The 18,226-nt window shown below is 38.3% G+C and carries 19 protein-coding genes and 4 tRNA genes; 3 read left to right on the forward strand and 20 right to left on the reverse strand.

The features are described from left to right. Window position 1: 1 nt before the first annotated feature. The 13 genes from EDD58_RS06570 to EDD58_RS14805 form a co-directional block, all read right to left on the reverse strand. Complete coding sequence (locus EDD58_RS06570; protein ID WP_131924068.1) at window positions 2–1,018, reverse strand: hypothetical protein; 1,017 nt, start codon at window positions 1,016–1,018, stop codon at window positions 2–4. Between the two features lie 181 nt (window positions 1,019–1,199). Beyond that, entirely contained in the window at window positions 1,200–2,216 is a 1,017-nt protein-coding gene (locus EDD58_RS06575; protein WP_131924069.1) for a hypothetical protein, read from the reverse strand. Between the two features lie 182 nt (window positions 2,217–2,398). Then, window positions 2,399–3,415 (reverse strand): hypothetical protein, encoded by a 1,017-nt coding sequence (locus EDD58_RS06580; protein ID WP_131924070.1) that lies wholly within the window; start codon window positions 3,413–3,415, stop codon window positions 2,399–2,401. 181 nt (window positions 3,416–3,596) lie between these two features. After that, window positions 3,597–4,616: a hypothetical protein gene (locus EDD58_RS06585; protein ID WP_131924071.1), complete on the reverse strand. Its 1,020-nt coding sequence runs from the start codon at window positions 4,614–4,616 to the stop codon at window positions 3,597–3,599. Window positions 4,617–4,649: 33 nt separating this feature from the next. Next, window positions 4,650–6,092, reverse strand: a complete 1,443-nt coding sequence (locus EDD58_RS06590) for a Tle-like phospholipase domain-containing protein (RefSeq protein ID WP_131924072.1) — start codon at window positions 6,090–6,092, stop codon at window positions 4,650–4,652. Window positions 6,093–6,109: 17 nt separating this feature from the next. After that, on the reverse strand, window positions 6,110–6,724 hold the full coding sequence (locus tag EDD58_RS06595) for a YIP1 family protein (RefSeq protein WP_165875847.1): 615 nt from the start codon (window positions 6,722–6,724) through the stop codon (window positions 6,110–6,112). A gap of 30 nt (window positions 6,725–6,754) precedes the next feature. Beyond that, on the reverse strand, window positions 6,755–7,213 hold the full coding sequence (lepB, locus tag EDD58_RS06600) for a signal peptidase I (protein WP_131924074.1): 459 nt from the start codon (window positions 7,211–7,213) through the stop codon (window positions 6,755–6,757). A 429-nt stretch (window positions 7,214–7,642) separates the two neighbouring features. Continuing rightward, window positions 7,643–8,656 carry a S66 family peptidase gene (locus tag EDD58_RS06605; protein ID WP_131924075.1) on the reverse strand — a complete coding sequence of 338 codons (1,014 nt, stop codon included), beginning with the start codon at window positions 8,654–8,656 and terminating at the stop codon, window positions 7,643–7,645. A gap of 203 nt (window positions 8,657–8,859) precedes the next feature. Further along, window positions 8,860–8,934 (reverse strand) — tRNA-Val (locus tag EDD58_RS06610). A 14-nt stretch (window positions 8,935–8,948) separates the two neighbouring features. Next, window positions 8,949–9,024: transfer RNA gene (locus EDD58_RS06615), tRNA-Ile, on the reverse strand. A gap of 19 nt (window positions 9,025–9,043) precedes the next feature. Next, window positions 9,044–9,120 (reverse strand) — tRNA-Asp (locus EDD58_RS06620). Between the two features lie 4 nt (window positions 9,121–9,124). Beyond that, a tRNA-Met gene (locus tag EDD58_RS06625) sits at window positions 9,125–9,200 on the reverse strand. Window positions 9,201–9,271: 71 nt separating this feature from the next. Next, complete coding sequence (locus EDD58_RS14805; RefSeq protein WP_165875848.1) at window positions 9,272–9,448, reverse strand: hypothetical protein; 177 nt, start codon at window positions 9,446–9,448, stop codon at window positions 9,272–9,274. 334 nt (window positions 9,449–9,782) lie between these two features. Here EDD58_RS14805 and EDD58_RS06630 point away from each other — a divergent pair, with 334 nt between their 5' ends. Together EDD58_RS06630 and EDD58_RS06635 are read left to right on the forward strand one after the other, a co-directional pair. Beyond that, a complete protein-coding gene (locus EDD58_RS06630; RefSeq protein WP_131924076.1) occupies window positions 9,783–10,295 on the forward strand; it encodes a 2'-5' RNA ligase family protein in 513 nt (170 codons plus the stop codon). Window positions 10,296–10,312: 17 nt separating this feature from the next. After that, window positions 10,313–10,750 carry a GNAT family N-acetyltransferase gene (locus tag EDD58_RS06635; protein WP_131924077.1) on the forward strand — a complete coding sequence of 146 codons (438 nt, stop codon included), beginning with the start codon at window positions 10,313–10,315 and terminating at the stop codon, window positions 10,748–10,750. Here EDD58_RS06635 and EDD58_RS06640 read toward each other — a convergent pair. After that, on the reverse strand, window positions 10,747–11,586 hold the full coding sequence (locus EDD58_RS06640) for a PHP domain-containing protein (protein ID WP_131924078.1): 840 nt from the start codon (window positions 11,584–11,586) through the stop codon (window positions 10,747–10,749). The two genes, EDD58_RS06635 and EDD58_RS06640, sit on opposite strands and share 4 nt — an antisense overlap. Window positions 11,587–11,956: 370 nt before the next feature. Here EDD58_RS06640 and EDD58_RS06645 point away from each other — a divergent pair, with 370 nt between their 5' ends. Next, on the forward strand, window positions 11,957–12,286 hold the full coding sequence (locus EDD58_RS06645; RefSeq protein WP_131924079.1) for a hypothetical protein: 330 nt from the start codon (window positions 11,957–11,959) through the stop codon (window positions 12,284–12,286). 89 nt (window positions 12,287–12,375) lie between these two features. Here the strand turns inward: EDD58_RS06645 and EDD58_RS06650 are convergent, their stop codons facing one another. The 6 genes from EDD58_RS06650 to EDD58_RS06675 all read right to left on the reverse strand — a co-directional run bounded on the left by EDD58_RS06650 (window position 12,376) and on the right by EDD58_RS06675 (window position 18,114). Further along, window positions 12,376–13,098, reverse strand: a complete 723-nt coding sequence (locus tag EDD58_RS06650; RefSeq protein ID WP_131924080.1) for an amino acid ABC transporter ATP-binding protein — start codon at window positions 13,096–13,098, stop codon at window positions 12,376–12,378. Further along, a complete protein-coding gene (locus EDD58_RS06655; protein WP_131924081.1) occupies window positions 13,095–13,760 on the reverse strand; it encodes an amino acid ABC transporter permease in 666 nt (221 codons plus the stop codon). The genes EDD58_RS06650 and EDD58_RS06655 overlap by 4 nt, the downstream gene beginning before the upstream one ends. A 41-nt stretch (window positions 13,761–13,801) precedes the next feature. Continuing rightward, complete coding sequence (locus EDD58_RS06660; protein ID WP_131924082.1) at window positions 13,802–14,581, reverse strand: ABC transporter substrate-binding protein; 780 nt, start codon at window positions 14,579–14,581, stop codon at window positions 13,802–13,804. A 312-nt stretch (window positions 14,582–14,893) separates the two neighbouring features. Then, window positions 14,894–15,079 carry a hypothetical protein gene (locus tag EDD58_RS06665; RefSeq protein WP_131924083.1) on the reverse strand — a complete coding sequence of 62 codons (186 nt, stop codon included), beginning with the start codon at window positions 15,077–15,079 and terminating at the stop codon, window positions 14,894–14,896. A gap of 116 nt (window positions 15,080–15,195) precedes the next feature. Next, a complete protein-coding gene (locus EDD58_RS06670; RefSeq protein ID WP_131924084.1) occupies window positions 15,196–16,629 on the reverse strand; it encodes an SEC-C metal-binding domain-containing protein in 1,434 nt (477 codons plus the stop codon). Window positions 16,630–17,124: 495 nt separating this feature from the next. Next, window positions 17,125–18,114: a 3D domain-containing protein gene (locus EDD58_RS06675; protein WP_131924085.1), complete on the reverse strand. Its 990-nt coding sequence runs from the start codon at window positions 18,112–18,114 to the stop codon at window positions 17,125–17,127. Window positions 18,115–18,226: the final 112 nt, after the last annotated feature.

Consider the following 18,226-nt stretch of genomic DNA (forward strand, 5'->3'; position numbering starts at 1 on the left):
CCTACTTCACATCCATCCCAAGCCGTTCTTCCAGATCTTCAACCGTTTTAATCTTCGAAAAGTCGTAATCGAGAATTACTATGAAATTCTGTAGATGCTCTGCATTTGTGTAATTTTTCGTCCCCGTTTTTTTCAGAACCTCGTCATAAAAATTAATATCTATTTGTGATCTAGAAACATTTTGTGATTGGAGCATTTGGACAAAAGATAAAACCTTTTCCAGTTGTTCATCTTTATTTTCTTGATTGAAGTTTTGTATAATGTTTATCTCAATATAAGGAATCATATATTCTGAGTCATTCCTTAATGCATCCTTTAAATCAGGGACCTTACCATCAATTAACTTTTGTTCATTCATTTCGCCTCTATATGAGATACTTATTCTATTGTCAAATGTGGTTCCAAACGTTTGAGCAATCATAGGATTCCACTCCTGTCGAGCTTGCTTAGCCCAAACCTTTGAGGAGTACGTATCTCTAAAGTTTTCTTTTGAATCTCCTGTTACAATAAAAATCATTTCTGGTTGTTCTTTAGGGCTTACTTTAAAAACGTATCTATCTACCATATAGTTCACTTGCATCACAACAAACTCTTCTTGGTACCTTTCTTGCAGATATTCGATGACTTCTTTGTTCAATTCTGAATCATTAACTTTAAAGTTTTGTTGCTCTTTCACTGCTTGATTAAATACTTGGATGAAGGCGAAGCGAAGCCCAAGCGTACAAAAAGCGAGAATAACAACTGAGATCCCGATTCGGATTAATGACTGTTTCATGGTCAAAAAAGATCGACTAGAATCCTGTGTAATCCTCCATGCTGTGTATGCAGCATCAATCACCACTACAATAGTAAACAGTAATCTCCATTCCCAGACAAGATTACCTTTCACAAAGTTAAGCCAATCCATAGGTATGCAGACCAGAAATAGGAGGACCGCTTTCCAGGTCTGACGATTATACATTTGACCGAGTCCCGGATAGATCACCGATAAGGCACTTGAGATTAGGATTGGTTTCATATGAGGCATCATCCTCTTCAAGCGAATGATTACGAAAAAACAAATAATGATATGTAACACTTAACCCACCCCATTCTATTTGGGTGGGTTAAGTGTTTTTTAGTTATCACTGGTTCAAAGACTGTGAGTAGCCCGTCCGATGCTTAAAGTAAATTGATTATGACTCTAAGTCACCTCCAACCTACTTCACATCCATTTTAAGTCGTTCTTTTAGGTCTTCAACCGTTTTGATTTTTGAAAATTCATCGTCTAGAATGAGTACGAAGTTTTGCAGATGCTCCGCATTTGTGTAATTTTTGGTACCCGTTTTTTTCAGAACCTCGTCATAGAAGAGAACCTTTACTTGGGCTTTCGTTACATTTTGCGATTGGAGCATTTGGACAAAAGATAGTACCTTTTCTAGTTGCTCTTCTTTATTTTTTTGATTTAAATTTTGAATGGTTTGAATCCTAATATAAGGAGTAATATATTCAGGATTTTTCTCTAATGCATCCGTTAAATCTGAAATCTTTCCATCTGCAAGTTCCAGTTGTTCAATCTCATCTGCATAGGAGATATGAAGATTATTATCAAATGTAGTACCAAATGTTTGATCGATCATAGGTTGCCAGCTTTGCTCAGCTTGTTTGGACCAGAAAGCGGCAAAGTACGTATCACTGAAGTCTTCTTTTGAAGTTCCTGTGATCATAAAGTCTTGATCCGGTTGACCATTAGGAGCTGCTCGAATCACATAGGTGTCCATCATAATGCTGGTTTTTGTTACTGTAAACTTTTGTTGATATTTCTCTTCTAGATATTCGGTCACTTCTTTATTCAACTCAGGATCCTCAACTTTAAAGTTTTGTTGCTCTTTCACCGCTTGATTAAATGCTTGAATGAAGGCGAAGCGAAGCCCTAATGTACAGAAAGCGAGAATAACAACTGAAATTCCGATGCGGATGAATGACTGTTTCATGGTCAAAAAAGAGCGACTGGAGTCTTGGGTGATCCTCCACGCAGTATATCCTGCATCGATCACCGCCACAAGGGTAAACAATAATCTCCATTCCCAAACTAGATCATCTTTCATAAAGTTAATCCAATCCATGGGTATGCAGATCAGAAATAGGAGGACCGCTTTCCAGGTCTGACGATTATACATTTGACCCAGTCCCGGATAGATGATCGATAGGATACTTGAGATTAAGATTGGTTTCATCTGAGGCATCATCCTCTTCAAGCGAATGATTACGAAAAAACAAATAATGATATGTAACACTTAACCCACCCCATTCTATTTGGGTGGGTTAAGTGTTTTTTAGTTATCACTGGTTCAAAGACTGTGAGTAGCCCGACCAATGCTTAAAGTAAATTGATCCCTTACCCCAAGTCACCTTAAACCTACTTCACATCCACTCCAATCCTTTCCTCCAGATCTTCAACCGTTTTGATCTTTGAAAATTCATCTCCTAGAATGAGTACGAAGTTTTGCAAATGCTTTGACCTAGAATAATTTTTTGTCCCTGTTTTTTTCAAAACTTCGTCATAATAATTAAATTCTATTTGTGCTTTCGTTACATTTTGTGATTGAAGCATCTGGACAAAAGATAGTACCTTTTCTAGTTGCTCATCTTTATTTTCCTGATCGAAGTTTTGAATAATGTTTATCTCGATGTAGGGAGTAATATATTTAGGATTTTTCTCTAATGCTTCCATTAGATCCGAGATCTTTCCATCTGCAAGTTCCAGTTGTTCAATCTCATCTGCATAGGAGATATGAAGTTTATTATCAAATGTAGTACCAAATGTTTGATCAATCATAGGTTGCCAGCTTTGCTCAGCTTGTTTGGACCAAAAAGCGGCAAAGTACGTATCACTGAAGTCTTCTTTTGAAGTTCCTGTGACCATAAAGTCTTGATCCGGTTGACCTTTAGGAGCCGCTCGAATCACATAGGTGTCCATCATAATACTAGTTTTTGTAACTATAAACTTTTGTTGATATTTCTCTTCTAGATATTCGATCACTTCTTTATTCAACTCAGGATCCTCAACTTTAAAGTTTTGTTGCTCTTTCACCGCTTGATTATATGCTTGGATGAAGGCGAAGCCAAGCCCTAATGTACAGAAAGCGAGAATAACAACTGAAATTCCGATGCGGATGAATGACTGTTTCATGGTCAAAAAAGAGCGACTGGAGTCTTGGGTGATCCTCCACGCGGTATATCCTGCATCGATCACCGCCACAAGGGTAAACAATAATCTCCATTCCCAAACTAGATCATCTTTCATAAAGTTAATCCAATCCATGGGTATGCAGACTAGAAATAAGAGAATTGCTTTCCATGCCTGACGATTATACATTTGACCCAGTCCCGGATAGATGATCGATAGGATACTTGAGATTAAGATTGGTTTCATATGAGGCATCACTCTCTTCAAGCGTATGATTATGAAAAAATAAAAAATTCTATGTAACACTTAACCCACCCCATTCTATTTGGGTGGGTTAAGTGTTTTTTAGTTATCACTGGTTCAAATACTGCGAATAGGTTCGTCCAATGTTTAAAGAAATGGATCTATGAATCCTAGTCACTCCAACCTACTTCACATCCATGCCAAGTCGTTCTTCTAAATCTTCAACCGTTTTGATCTTTAAAAATTCATCGTCTAGAATGAGTACAAAGTTTTGCATATGCTTTACCTTTGAATAATTTTTGGTCCCTGTTTTTTTCAGAACTTCGTCATAAAATTTAATATCCACCTGTGCTTGCGTTACATTTTGTGATTGGAGCATCTGGACAAAAGATAACACCTTTTCCAGTTGCTCCTCTTTATTTTCCCTGTTGAAATTTTGTATTATATTTATCTTAATGTAGGGAGTGATCTGATAAGAATCTTTTTGAAGAACTTCGCTGACATGGGGCATTTTCCCATTTTCTACTTTTCGTTGTCTGATCTCCATTGAATTAGTAGTAATATCTATTTTATTGTCAAATGTAATACCAAAGGTTTGATCGATCACTGGTTGCCAGTTTTTCTGAACTTGTTTGGACCATAATGCCGAGTAATATGTGTCTATAAAATTTTCCTTTGAAGTACCTGAAACTGAAAACTTTACATCAGGTTGTCCTTTAGGAGCTGCTAAAATATCATACTCACCTACAAAAGTATTTGTCTTTAATATCTCGAACTCTTGTTGATATTTTTCTTCTAGATATTCGGTCACTTCTTTATTCAACTCAGGATCCTCAACTTTAAAATTTTGTTGCTCTTTCACTGCTTGATTAAATGCTTGGATGAAGGCGAAGCGAAGTCCTAATGTACAAAAAGCGAGAATAACAACTGAAATTCCGATGCGGATGAATGACTGTTTCACAGTTAAAAAAGAACGACTAGAATCTTGGGTGATCCTCCATGCTGTATATCCTGCATCGATCACCGCCACAAGGGTAAACAATAATCTCCATTCCCAAACAAGATCATCTTTCATAAAGTTAATCCAATCCATGGGTACGCAGACCAGAAATAGGAGGACCGCTTTCCAGATCTGACGATTATACATTTGACCCAGTCCCGGATAGATGATCGATAGGGCACTTGAGATTAAGATTGGTTTCATGTTGATCTTCCTCACCTAATTAATTTACTCATTTTATCTAGGAACGATGTTTTCACCATCTTTGAAAATGATTTCAAAATTCTTATCCATTCTTGCATTAGGACTACCATTTGTTGCTTTTCTTTCAAGATCCGTAAAGTTACCAACCCTATGATTAGGTAAACCTTCCCATTCTACAATCGAGTGAACAAAATCCCCCACACCTGTAAATAATTTACCTGCTCTATCGTAAAAACTGTGACCCCAACTATAGTCATCTGCTTTTTCTATCTTTAATTTTTCACCATCTATATCAAGGTTGTAAGACTCTCCAAGATGTTGATTAATGCTTCCAATTGTATCTCCATTAAAGGTATAGTTCCGAACCAAGTTGTTATATTTCCCCGCTTGATTAGCCTGATCCTGATCCTTTCTAGTAGAAAACTCCTTAAAAAGAGGATCTTCACTATCGGAAAAATTAAGACCTGGGCCATTAAAGGTAATAGTTGGAACATGGTTTTGTAATGCCATATATTGTGCTACATGTCCTCCTAATGAATGACCCGTCTGTATTTTTTGATAATCTCGGTAATCTGAGTCATTGGATAATTCTTCATAAAACTCTTTAGCTAATACATATTGAACATTATGCGGATAACGACTAATACCCAAGCTAGCATCTGGACCTATATAATCATAAAATTCATCAGAGCCTCGATAAGCGATAACTAGTTCTCTACTTTTTTTGTTGGCGAATACTTTTACTTGGAAGCCATGGTCTAATCGCCCCTCTGTTTCATTATATTTTCTATAGTAAGTATCTTCTTCCCACCCAAGTTCCTGAACTTTATCTGTTAATTGTTCAGGTGTTAGTACATCATCAAAATCACTGTATGCTAAATGAGAAAATCTCGCCAGCTGTAGGTCTGTAAGTCGTACATCTTTTAAATTCCCATAAGGTCGTTCAGATGTAGGCATATAATTATTTGTCGATGGTCCTAGAGGCTCTTTTAATGATAATTGACTATATAGATGCTTTGGAGAAAGAATCGAACAAAATTCTCCCGCCGCACAACCGGGCTCAACCACTCCACCTATTTTTCCTGCTTTTAGAAAATCATCTGAAACATTCCCACCAAACATGGGAAGTCCTGCTAATAGTGTTCCGTTTCCTAGTGGATGATCCAAGGGATTGGAGAAGAGTTTGTCTAGAAATCCATCTTTGGCTGGACTCTTCCCACTCCCATTACTACCATCTGAACCTCCAGCAGAAGATTGAGCAATTTCCGCTTCTCCCTGGATCGCTTGTTCTACTTTTTGTTGAATGCTTTCTTTTATCGTACCATTTTCAGTAAAGTACGTGTATAAAACACCAGCAAAAATCACTGCTACACTGATAATAATGATGTACTCCATCGTGGAAGATCCTTGGCGGCGGTTGATAACTGAATCATAGGCTTGTCCCCATTGAAATAAGGGTTGTTTTTTCTTCGTCATGATGTGTCCCCTTCACCTTATATCAAAATATTGAGAATCAAGTTGACAAAAACAGAGATGGCGATGAGTCCGATCATACTTAAGATCACTGCGCCCAGAGCTTTTCCCGTTGTCATCTGATGAATCTCAGAACAACCTTGGATCAATGTAAAGTAATAGAAAAAGATCAACACTAGCTTAGCCACAAAGGTCACCATATAAATCACCATCAGCAATATGCTACTTTCAGCGATCGCTGTTGAATTCGTGAAGATTTCACTTCCAAAAAAAAGAATACAGATCACCGTGATGACCAATTTGAAAATCGCTGGGATACTGGCGATGGCTACCAACTGGCGAGTCTCTTCTTGATCGACTTCTCCACCAAGTAATCGTGCTGAAATCCCTAGTAGAAATGACATGATGAACCAGTAAATAACCCCGATCAATGGCCCAATGCAAATAGCTCCAGCTACAATGATAAGTAATGGTAATAAATCGCCCAATAACAAGCTACTCGCCATATCAAAAGCTACGCTGACTCCAAATAGGCTCACTAAGATCAGGTAACTCCGCCTAGAGCTCTCTTTCATCAATTGCGGGATGATCTGGCGAGGACGAGTCACAAGTGATCCCGCTACTTTAAGTTCCATCTTCATTTTCCCTCCTTGCCATTCCAACGTTTATTCAAAGACGACCCTTCCTTTGAGATCTTTAACTGGTATAAATCCCATATGCCTACTATCAATACTTTGGGAGCGATCATCCCCTAAGACAAAGAGGGTCTGTTCAGGCACAGTGATGGGGCCAAATGATTCCATCTGTTTTTGCTGTACATAAGGCTCTCGAAGTGGCTGACCATTCACATAAATTTGGTTATTCTTCACTTCAATCTGATCCCCAGATACACCAATCACTCGCTTGATATAACGAAGTGATCCATACTGAAAATAAACAATTTCACCTCTTTTTACTTGGTCTGTCTTTTCCACTACAATTACTTCACCATTTTGAAACGTTGGCTCCATACTAGTTCCAATCACCTCTACTAAAATATAAAACTGTGTGACTATAAAGAAGCCAATCATAGCACTAACAATAAGGACACCAAAAACAACCCATTTCCGCTGAATTTTTTCCATCTTTTTACCTCGTTCATCAACTGATTCGTTGTAATATTAATCGTTTTAAAACATTCATAAATAAACTAATTTAAAACAATGAATAAGATATACTTAAATATGTAGTAAATGGGCAAATAAAAAAGAGCGGTTAATTTTTCATTATAAAAAAATTAACCAAACTCTAATAATTTATATGATAATTGACTAAATCTTCTAGGTCAATACTTTTTACTGAAAATATGGATAAAAGTATACAATCTGAGTTTATTTAGAAAATATATTTATCTAAAGTCATTTCGAATATTAATACGAATACTTCCTAAAAATTTCGAGCAACTAGTAGATCAGACAATGGATCCACATACCCATGAAGAAAGAGCAATGCTCCAACTCAAAAATCACCAATAAAAAAGCTGGAATCACCCAGCTTTTAATAATAAACACAGATCAATTAAAGTGTTGCAATATAGTCCCCTTACCATCAGCTACTTTCACTTCAGCAGAAGCACCATTGATGAATGTGATTTGTGGAGGGACATGACCACAATCAATATCATAAATAATTGGGATTTGGAGTTCTTCAGAAAGCTCTTTATAGACATCTTCGATTGTATAGTTATCAACTGACATATTCGCGCTACTCCGACCCAACATGATACCTGAGCAATTTTCAAACCAACCTGCCAACTTCATTTGAACGAATGACCTTCGTAAATCTGTGGTTGTTAGTTCACAATTCTCAAAATACCACAATACAGGCTCTTCATGAATTATGTCCTTTCTGAAACTTCCCACATCACCAAATGGCGTACCAATTAAATGTCTGATTACATCTATACATCCACCAAGTAACCGCCCTTGGATTTTCACTTTATTATTTGAAGTCGTTTTCCATTCCGTTTGTTCAGTTAAATGAAAAACACATGGCGTAGGGTTATTGTGTTGCCATTCCTTTTGATATTTGACTGATGAATGTTGAAGAACAGATGATCCAGCTGAAGTCGATAAAACTGCCTGCCACATTGCTGTGGTATCATCCGAATATTCTCCTCTTAAATCGATCAAATTCGTTCCATGAGCAGTCGCTATACCTGTTCTTAAAGTGATCGCCAATAACAATACACTTGTGTCTGAATAGCCTAAGATCCACTTTTCGTTTATATGATCAAAATCAATATGTTCCAGCATTTCAATTAATAGCTCTCCACCCCAAGGCGGGATGATAATATCAATATTTTCGTCTTTCATCATTGCATTAAACTCATCTGCACGTTTTTTGGCGGGTGCTGATTTTGCCTTATTTTGAGTCCAAACCGTATCTCCACAAACAGTTCTAAACCCTTTCTCCTCCATCCGACTACATGCAAGCTTAAACATATCATGTAATTCAGTTGGTACCCCTGATGAGGGCGCTGTGATCCCAATCGTTGCTCCTTTTGTTAAAAACGGATATCTAATCATCTTTATACAGTTCCTCCAAACATTTTATATGATTTTACCAATACCATGTTAGCTAAACAAGATCTATTTCTCCCTTCAGCTCATCTACTTTTTCAGTAAAAAAAGAAAGGGAGTACCACTATGGGTGGTACTCCCTTTCGTCTTAACACTTATTTTTCTAATTAAATAAAACAAAAACCCTTGAGAAATCAAGGATTTACCTTTGGTGGGCAGTATAGGAATCGAACCTACGACCTCTACCGTGTCAAGGTAGCGCTCTCCCCCTGAGCTAACTGCCCATATGTATATATCATGGTGGGCCCAACAGGACTCGAACCTGTGACCGATCGGTTATGAGCCGACTGCTCTACCAACTGAGCTATAGGCCCTCTTAAAGTTGGTAATGAATGGCGGAGCTGACGGGATTCGAACCCGCGATCTCCTGCGTGACAGGCAGGCATGTTAGGCCTCTACACCACAGCTCCATATTGGTTGCGGGGGCAGGACTTGAACCTGCGACCTTCGGGTTATGAGCCCGACGAGCTACCAACTGCTCCACCCCGCGTCATTGTTGTTCCGCATCAGCGACAATTAATACTATACTACATCCTAATAATTTGTGCAAGCCTTTTTTATTTATTTTTTTTTCCAGATGTAACGAACCCCATACTGACCGCTTTTTGAGCGAAACACCTCTACTTCTTCAGGACCGTCATAACCATATAACCACCAATCTTCTTCCATGCGGGCAGCTAAACAATTGGCTTGAAATCGAGACCGATACAATTTTGCCCAATAAATCCACTTACCCATCCCAAATCACTCCCCTTTCTTATCAGTTTGTCATTTTTATCTGATTTTCATGCTCAGGGGGCAGGAGCATATTTTTCTGCATGATATAACGGGCTCCTTCCTTTAAGCATATGATGTACAAACAAGCACACCACTTGTTAATCTCATTTTTATCCCTGACATATGTTCCCTCCTCTTATATCAGCCGAGTGCAGAGATGTACTCGGTTTTTCATTTATATGATAAACTTTAGGAATAATTTTATGATTGTCAACGTGATTTCATAGAGAAGAAAAGTTATAATAGTATTACTTTCTTATATTTGACTCTATCAACTAAATCGGGAGGCGTTTTTATGTACTTTGGTATCTCTGTTTTCCCCCATAAATCTGTTCAAGACTTTGCTAACTCATATCGTAAAAGATATGATCCTCATTACCGACTGATCCCCCCTCACATCACTCTCAAGGAAAAATTTTCTGCTGAAGAGGCAGATCTTGAGGAAATCGTAAACAAGTTAGAGGCTGTTGCTACAAAAACAAGCCCATTCACTATTTCCTTTAATAAAGTAAGCCACTTTCATCCAACAAGTCCTACCATCTATTTAGTACCTGATTATAGTGAACCACTGATTGAGTTACACCAAAAAATAGCAGATCGTTTTGATCCCGTTGATTCTCCATATGACTTCATTCCTCATCTAACCATTGGACAAAAAATGCTTGAAGATGAGTTACATGATGTATATGCGAGTGCAAGAATGACCAAATTTGAATTAGAGACAAAAATTGACCGTTTTCATTTACTATATCAATTAGAAGACGGCACTTGGAGTGTATATCAGTCCTTTTTATTAGAAGAAAAGTAACAAGTGAGGTACAGGTAGTGACTGAGTTATGGTTAAAGACAGTTTCATCACCCAAAGATTTGGAACATGCTTTTATGGTCCGGCGAGAGGTTTTTATGTTGGAACAAAAAATCTCTGAAGAAGAAGAATTAGATGAGTTTGATCAAACGGCCATTCATCTACTCGCTTTTAAGGATGATGTTCCCATTGGTACATGCCGGATGAGATGGATCAATTCTTCGATAATCAAAGCGGAACGAGTGGCTGTCCGAAAAGAATTTAGACAAACAGGAGCAGGGAGAAAGCTAATGCTTCATCTTGAAAAAGTTGCCCAGCAACAAGGCGCTCAAGCGATTATGCTGAACGCCCAAGTACAAGTGGTTCCTTTTTATCAGAAGCTAGGCTATCAACCAACTGGTGCCCCTTTTTATGAGGCAGGAATTGAACATGTTCCGATGACGAAAGTGCTGAACTAGCGGTTAGCCGCTTGTTTCAGCGCTTTTACTTGTTCATAAGGTACAGTGCATGTTCCTAAATCGGCATGATACATAGACCCATGCCTCTCTCCATGAAAATCAGAGCCGGCAGTATAGATGAGATTCCAGTGATCAGCCATCGCTCGGTATCGATCTTTGGCCTCTTCATCATGATCGGGATGGTTATATTCAATACCATCTAACCCTCGGGAAACAAGTTCAGAAATGAGTTCATCAAAATCATATAATCCTGGATGAGCGAGTACAGCCACACCTCCACTTTTGCGGATCAAGTCTATGGCCTCATGTGGAGTGATTCGCTCAGGAGTGATATAGGCTTGTCCATCTCTTCCTAAATAACGATCAAACGCTTCATTCATATTCATAACAATTCCTTTTTCAATGAGTACCTCGCCAATGTGAGGACGTCCTACATTAAGTGTTCCTTTTTTGCTGCGACTTTTTGCGATGACTTCATCCATCGTAATCGAAATGCCTAATTGATTTAATTTGTCGATCATCATCTGATTACGAACCTGGCGAACATTGCGTTGGGCCTCTAATCTCTTTAGAAGTAGTGGATCATGAATATCAATAAAATATCCTAGCATATGAATCTCACGGTCTTTCCACAATGAGCTTATTTCAACTCCTGGTACAACTTCTACGCCTAATTCCTCTCCAGCAGCTTGAGCTTCTTCAATTCCAGTTACGGTATCATGATCGCTAATGGCAACTGCTCGTAATCCTTTTTCCTTGGCCAAATGAACGATTGCAGTAGGCGAAAGTAAACCATCCGAAGCTGTAGTATGAGTGTGCAAATCGACTGCATCCATCGTTGATTCCTCCTAGTATCAAACAATTAAAAGCGAACGACTGACTAATCCAACTTAATCACTCAACTGGATCAATACAACTTGAATGAATGGGAAATCAAGTTACTCGATCCAAGAACGCTAGGAAACAGTGACCCCGACGGGATCTGGATCCATATGTGACTAAAAATGCTCAAGTCGAGTTAAAAATATCTCTTTTATTATCTATCTTCATTAGAAACTTTATCATATAAAGTACATTTACTTCGACCTATCAACATTTTTCTATAGAAAAGGACATAACATTGAGTTACAGAGAAGAGTAATTTAATGATTTATTTTTATCTGAAAAGGGTAATGGTTTGATAACTTGTTATAAGGAGGGCTAGATGTGAAGTTTCAGTCGAAAGCGCTTCACGGAATTGTCCGACCCTATAATCAAATGGACCAGATGCTCAAGTCTCAAGGTTTTAATAGTTGTCATAATCAACCACCTGTTTATCACCTACAGATCAAGGATGTTGGCACAGGACTCACTTATCGCTTACGTGTACCCACCTCAAATCCACAACCATTAGCCAAATCAGAATACTTACGGTTAGAATCTTCTTTGATTGAACTTGAACCATTAGATAAAAGCTCTGAAGAGTTCGTTCCTCAATCAGTATTACATGCCGTTCATCATAAAATGGAAGAAGTAGCATCCTATCTACGTTCATAACTTTAGTAAAGAAGGCTTTTCCTTTAAGAGGAAAAGCCTTCTTCCATGTTTATTACAATCGGAAATCATTCCCAAGCCAATTTCTCAGGTTACAAAACCTGACTTAAAAACTCTTTGGTTCGCTCCTCCCGAGGAGATTCAAATATCTGCTCTGGCTTCCCCACTTCAATAATCCTTCCCTCATCCATATATACCACTAGATCTCCAACTTCTCTGGCAAATCCCATTTCATGAGTGACAACGATCATGGTCATTCCTTCCTGGGCTAATTCTTTCATCACTGTTAGTACTTCCCCAACCAATTCGGGATCTAAAGCAGATGTCGGTTCATCAAACAACATCACCTGAGGTTGCATTGCCAATGCTCTTGCAATCGCAACTCGTTGCTTTTGCCCACCAGATAAAGTATGAGGATATACAGAAGCTTTATCAGCCAAGCCTACTTTTTCAAGTAAGTCCATCGCTATACGCCGAGCTTCCCGCTTTTTAACCTTTTTCACATAAACAGGCGCTTCCATAATATTTTCTATCACAGTGCGATGGGGAAATAAGTGAAAATGTTGAAAAACCATCCCTACTTTTTGCCTGATATGATTGAGATTATCTCGATGAGGATTAATCCGTTCCCCTCCTAAAAAGATTTCCCCCTCATCTTCCATTTCCAAGAAATTCAAACATCGTAATAAAGTACTCTTCCCAGATCCGCTGGAACCAATCAAAACCACAACGTCATTTTCTTTCACATATAAATCAATGTCTTTTAATACATGTAAGTCTCCATACCATTTATTTAACTTTTTAACATGGATCAAGCTAACTCTCCCCTTTCCTCAACACGAAGTCTATTTTCTAATTTTTGGAGGAGATAGGTGAAGATTAATACAAGTACCAAATAATAAAGACCATTGACGATATACGTTTCAAACTGCTTAAAGTTATCAGCTGCCGCGCTTAATGCCATTGACCATAACTCCATTCCACCAATATAGGCAACTAACGAGGAATCTTTCAAACCAATAATAAATTGATTCCCTAAGGCTGGAATCGAACGACGAAATGCTTGGGGTAGAACAATCCGACGCATGGCTAAAGGGTGGTTCATTCCCAATGAACGAGCAGCTTCCATCTGCCCCTTTTCAATCGACTCGATCGCCCCACGGAAAATCTCAGCAATATAAGCCCCTGAATGGATCGCCAATGCAATCACACCCGCTGTAAATGTATCCAAAGCTACGAACTCCGCCAATCCAAAATAAATAGTAACAATCTGTACAATTAAGGGGGTTCCTCGGATCACAGTAATGTATAAATTCCCGATCCAGTTGAGCAAACGATTCTTTGCTAATTTAAGAAAAGAAACAAAAAGACCGATCACTACTCCTAATAATAAAGACCAAAAGGTAATTTGAATTGTCATCCACGCCGCTTTAGAAAAACCGATCCAGGTAGTTTGCAAAATTTCAATAAAATCCATCTGTGATGTCCTCACTCCTTATTTAAAGTAAATGATTTATTTTATTCTTCTCCATCAATCAGAATATTCCGATTAAAGTATTTGTAGCTGATCCTTTCATACGTTCCATTTGCGATTAGAGTTTCTAATGCTTGATTCAGCTGTTCTTGCAACTTTTGATCTTCTAGATTAACAGCGATTGCCATTTCCTCCATCGTCAACGGACTTCCAACATCTTGGATCGGATAGTTCATTTGTTTCATGGCATATAATCCTACGACTTGATCTGTAATGACTGCATCAAGTCGTCCCGTAGGGAGATCTTGTAATGCTGTGATATCACTAGTGTATTCAACAATATGGGGAGAGTATTCTTTAGCGTGATCAATAAAAGTACTCGCTTTGACCACACCAATTTTCTTTCCTCTTAAGTCATCAGGGGTACGGATCTCCTGATTTCCTTCTTTGACAAAGATTTGAGCTCCTGAACGATAATATGGACGGGTAAAACTTACCGCTTTTTTTCGATGCTCAGTAACTGCCATACTTCCTATAATGGCATCATACTTTTGGGCCTGTAAACCTGCGATAATCGTTTCCCATGGTGTGGTTACTGGTTGTGCCTTTAATCCCATTTCTTTAGCAAGAGCCTGCCCAATCTCCACATCGAATCCGGAAAGCTTTCCATCCTGTTTAAAATCTTTATAGTTGAAAGGTTTGTATAGACCACTCATGGCAAAAGTAAAAGTGTCCTTATGAATAGTTAACTGATCGGGGGGTTTTTGTGGGGTACAAGCAACTGAGAGAAGAAAAATCACTATAAACAGACTACCTATACTCATCTTTTTAAAATTAATCAGAAAAACCTCCTATTAAGTTTAAGATCGATGAATCACATCAGTGTGTAGTAACCTCTACATCTTTGCTTTTTCCCTGCTCTAGATCAAATAAACGTGTAATTTTGATTTTCGGACAATTAATTGAAGGGAAAATGCTTCAATTGATGGAAACCGCTCATTCGGTCTAGCAATCGGGGATCTGTAAAACCAGTGGTTGTTTTTAATTCATAGTACATCAACGGATGTCAAAAAAGAAATAAACGGCAAAAAGGACACCTGTTTAGGGTGTCCTTTGATCCACTCATTCGCTTGGGCTTAGGTTCGCTTTTGAATTGCTTTCTTCATCCGCTGGGCAAATTGTTTGGGGTCCTCGTTGATTGAACGAGTATTTTCGTCAACCCCAAGCTCTTGACCAACCTCATTCATCAGTTGATCAAGATTTTCTTTTTTCGGAGTAAGAGTGTTGCCATGTCTTAATTTATTTTCAGTTTTACGATACATGATTTTACGCCCCCTTTTTCAAGCTGATTGAGTGTAATCTTAGTATGGAGTGTGAGCCTAAACTTATGCAAAAAAGTCATAAATAAAAGCAGCCAATTAGCTCCAATTGGCTGCCTTTAATATTTACTATTAGATACTTGAAGTTGCTTGTCCACCAGAATAACAGGATAAACCCCTTCTACTTTTGAAAATTGACACCCCTTCGAATCGACCTGAATAGCACCTTTAATCCAGAAGCGGATCTCTGCCCATTCTGAAGGAAATCTCTCCATTTGCACAGGAAGCCAATGATCCTTAATATACGCAACAGGACCGGTGGAAGAAACCCCTAATTGATACACTCCAATGGATTCATCTGCATGCCCAATCTGTTTATTTACTCCATACTCCATCATCCATGTCTTAACCTTTGCTGTTGCTGGCAGAGTTCGAATCAATAATACATACACCTTTTTAAAGTTTTCATACACGTCACTAATCTCTTCCTGTTGCAACCAACGGAATAGGTATTTCAACGTATTAAGAAATATTTTTGATCCGTTTGGAGTCACTTTACCTTGATCTAAGTACCAAACACCTAAAAAACGTGAGAGAGCATCCTCATTTAGTTTTTCCCAGTTAAAAGACTCTCCATAGCGTTGTGAAATATATTTATACAAAAGGAAAATTGAGTTTTGGTAGTATGAACGAGTTTTTTCGTGAAATTGCTCTACAAATTCATTAAAGAACTCTTCCAATTGACGAGTGATGTGCTTGGGTAATGTTTGATCGACCGTCGTAGGTTCTACAGCTGAAAAGAAGGGGGTCTCTTTCATCCCATCTTCTAAGAGCTCGGGCGGTGTTGAAACAAGTTTTTCTATTTTTTTCATCTCTTTTGCCCGATTGATCGACCAGCCAAGTACCTGTAACATATGATCTTTTTGATGAGTATATTTCTCTAGTTGCACGAGTATCTCCCCTCTCATCTCATGCACAAAAACTTTGTAAGGACCGAAGAGTTCATATTGATTTCCGAGACGAATGAGTCGAGTAAATACGATCGAGGGGCAAACCAAGGAACCCCCTTTTTTCACCTCATACTCCTTGCCGTCCATTAACGACTGGAAAAGCATGCTCTCTTCCTTTATTTCCTTAATCTCGTAGACACTAAACTGTGCCTCACAAAAACTACGTGCTACACGTTCTTTTGCAGGTGAATTTCGAATCGTTTTCATCCAAGACTCGACAGGTCTTTTTCCTTGATAACATGGAGAATCTAATAATAACCACAGCCGAAACAAGGAGAAGTTTTCTGGAATGGATTGGTCTAGAGGAGTTTGGAGTAATTGTTTGTAAGTTTCCCCCCATTGTTGGTGCATTTCAGGCGAGAATCGTTGATTGAACCAAAGACTTAATTTAAACAATAATTCCCTTTTCAAGCGTTGATCTCTTTGCTCTCTAGCTTGCTCTGCAATGGAAAAAGCGATGACTCTTTCACAACATTTTTTATACTTTTTACCGCTACCACAAGGACAAGAATCATTTCTACCTACATCATTCCGACCTACCATCTTCACACCTCGGATGCAAAATTCCTTGATCTAAGTATAAATGATATAAAGAGACAAAACAAAGGAAATTTGCAAAAAAAACCAATTTGATGACAAAATTGCAAACATTGCTAGATAAAACCACTCTAAAACCTCGCAGGTATGATTAAACGTTTGGCGCGAGAGTTGATTAATGAAAGGCAACAAGCTTGAGGTATATATAAAAGGTGATCACTTCACCAGATTGAAACTTGGTAATCTGGATTGGAATCAGCCGAATTTGTTGCGGGAAGATGATGTCTAACTAAAAAAACGACATCTTCATCTTACAATGAGGAAAAAGTGGAGAAAACTTAGTTAAGCTTTCATTCAGCCTGAATCAATATCATCACAAACAGGCTAGATTTATTGAATACAGTTTTTCAACATATTTATTTAGCAAACTGTTATTATTATAGGAAACATTCGCCGTCCATAAAAAAAAACCTGCAATGATTTTCACATTGCAGAGTTTTTTTATTTGAGTATTTGAATGGTAACGGTGCGACGTCCCCAATTACGGGCTTCAGATCGTGTTTCAAAGAACAGGTCGATAATATTACCTTTCACTACACCACCTGTATCCGCCGCAACACCATATCCATAACCTGGAATGTATAGTTTAGTTCCCAATGGGATCACCCGTGGGTCTACCGCAATGGTCCCCCTACTGGGATATGTGCCTGTAGCTGTTTTATTGCCAGTATGTGTATAACCTGTAGCTTGAACTGTTAGATTTCCAGCTGAAGCCAATTTTGGTTTTTCTTTTTCAGCCAGTTCTTTGTTCGTTCCAATCTTTACAAGTTTATCTACTGGTTTGATGGTGTGAATGAGCTCTTCTTTCACCATTGGCTTTCCATTTTCGAGAATCGGTTTTCCGTTTTTATACAGCATCACAACTTCGTAAATCTTCTTACCTTCTTTACCTTCCTGATCGGTCACTTTTTTCCCCTCAGGCATCTTATCATCTTTTTCTTCTTTGGTTTTGTAAGATAAGACTTCAACACGTTTTTTCAGACGCTGTTCAACCCGATCTACAACAATGGTCATTCCATCAGTAATCTGTTTATCTAATGGAACTTGTAACTCATCCCACTCTGACAATTCTACCTTACGTTCCTTTAAAACATCAGCCACAGTCGGTTGTAATGTTTCAAAGGTTTCAACTTTTCCTCCTGCAATTTGTAAGGAGACATTACATTTGCATTTTAATAACACTTCTTTTTGTCCCTTGAGCTTCTGATCCCAAGGAATTGAAGGCTCATATTTCTTCTGAAGATCTGCAAGTTGATATCCCTGCTCTTTTAAAGCGTCTGAGAGAGTATCACCTGAATTGTTAAAAGTGATCGCCTTATTCGTATCACTAAATGATACTTTGACTTCCTCTGATGATGAACAGCCTGCCGCAGATAAAACAAATAGCGGAATGACAAACATCGCAAGGCCGTTTCGAAGGAATTTTCGCATTTAGAACCTCCTTCTGAATTTGCCCTGAATATTGACCCATTATATCAGATATTCCTCTATGAATCTATGAAACTTTTAAGAAGAGACATCCTAATCATTAACTCTATATGAG

Source organism: Hazenella coriacea, from assembly GCF_004341825.1.
Taxonomy (GTDB): domain Bacteria; phylum Bacillota; class Bacilli; order Thermoactinomycetales; family Thermoactinomycetaceae; genus Hazenella; species Hazenella coriacea.

What these genes read in the sequence shown, in the direction of transcription:
- EDD58_RS06675 (WP_131924085.1), bottom strand. Translation starts at nt 18,114, where the DNA reads ATGCGAAAATTCCTTCGAAACGGCCTTGCGATGTTTGTCATTCCGCTA.
- EDD58_RS06590 (WP_131924072.1), bottom strand. Translation starts at nt 6,092, where the DNA reads ATGACGAAGAAAAAACAACCCTTATTTCAATGGGGACAAGCCTATGAT.
- EDD58_RS06595 (WP_165875847.1), bottom strand. Translation starts at nt 6,724, where the DNA reads ATGGAACTTAAAGTAGCGGGATCACTTGTGACTCGTCCTCGCCAGATC.
- EDD58_RS06640 (WP_131924078.1), bottom strand. Translation starts at nt 11,586, where the DNA reads ATGGATGCAGTCGATTTGCACACTCATACTACAGCTTCGGATGGTTTA.
- EDD58_RS06605 (WP_131924075.1), bottom strand. Translation starts at nt 8,656, where the DNA reads ATGATTAGATATCCGTTTTTAACAAAAGGAGCAACGATTGGGATCACA.
- EDD58_RS06570 (WP_131924068.1), bottom strand. Translation starts at nt 1,018, where the DNA reads ATGAAACCAATCCTAATCTCAAGTGCCTTATCGGTGATCTATCCGGGA.
- EDD58_RS06670 (WP_131924084.1), bottom strand. Translation starts at nt 16,629, where the DNA reads ATGGTAGGTCGGAATGATGTAGGTAGAAATGATTCTTGTCCTTGTGGT.
- EDD58_RS06660 (WP_131924082.1), bottom strand. Translation starts at nt 14,581, where the DNA reads ATGAGTATAGGTAGTCTGTTTATAGTGATTTTTCTTCTCTCAGTTGCT.
- EDD58_RS06665 (WP_131924083.1), bottom strand. Translation starts at nt 15,079, where the DNA reads ATGTATCGTAAAACTGAAAATAAATTAAGACATGGCAACACTCTTACT.
- EDD58_RS06580 (WP_131924070.1), bottom strand. Translation starts at nt 3,415, where the DNA reads ATGAAACCAATCTTAATCTCAAGTATCCTATCGATCATCTATCCGGGA.
- EDD58_RS06630 (WP_131924076.1), top strand. Translation starts at nt 9,783, where the DNA reads ATGTACTTTGGTATCTCTGTTTTCCCCCATAAATCTGTTCAAGACTTT.
- EDD58_RS06585 (WP_131924071.1), bottom strand. Translation starts at nt 4,616, where the DNA reads ATGAAACCAATCTTAATCTCAAGTGCCCTATCGATCATCTATCCGGGA.
- EDD58_RS14805 (WP_165875848.1), bottom strand. Translation starts at nt 9,448, where the DNA reads ATGGGTAAGTGGATTTATTGGGCAAAATTGTATCGGTCTCGATTTCAA.
- lepB (WP_131924074.1), bottom strand. Translation starts at nt 7,213, where the DNA reads ATGGAAAAAATTCAGCGGAAATGGGTTGTTTTTGGTGTCCTTATTGTT.
- EDD58_RS06655 (WP_131924081.1), bottom strand. Translation starts at nt 13,760, where the DNA reads ATGGATTTTATTGAAATTTTGCAAACTACCTGGATCGGTTTTTCTAAA.
- EDD58_RS06575 (WP_131924069.1), bottom strand. Translation starts at nt 2,216, where the DNA reads ATGAAACCAATCTTAATCTCAAGTATCCTATCGATCATCTATCCGGGA.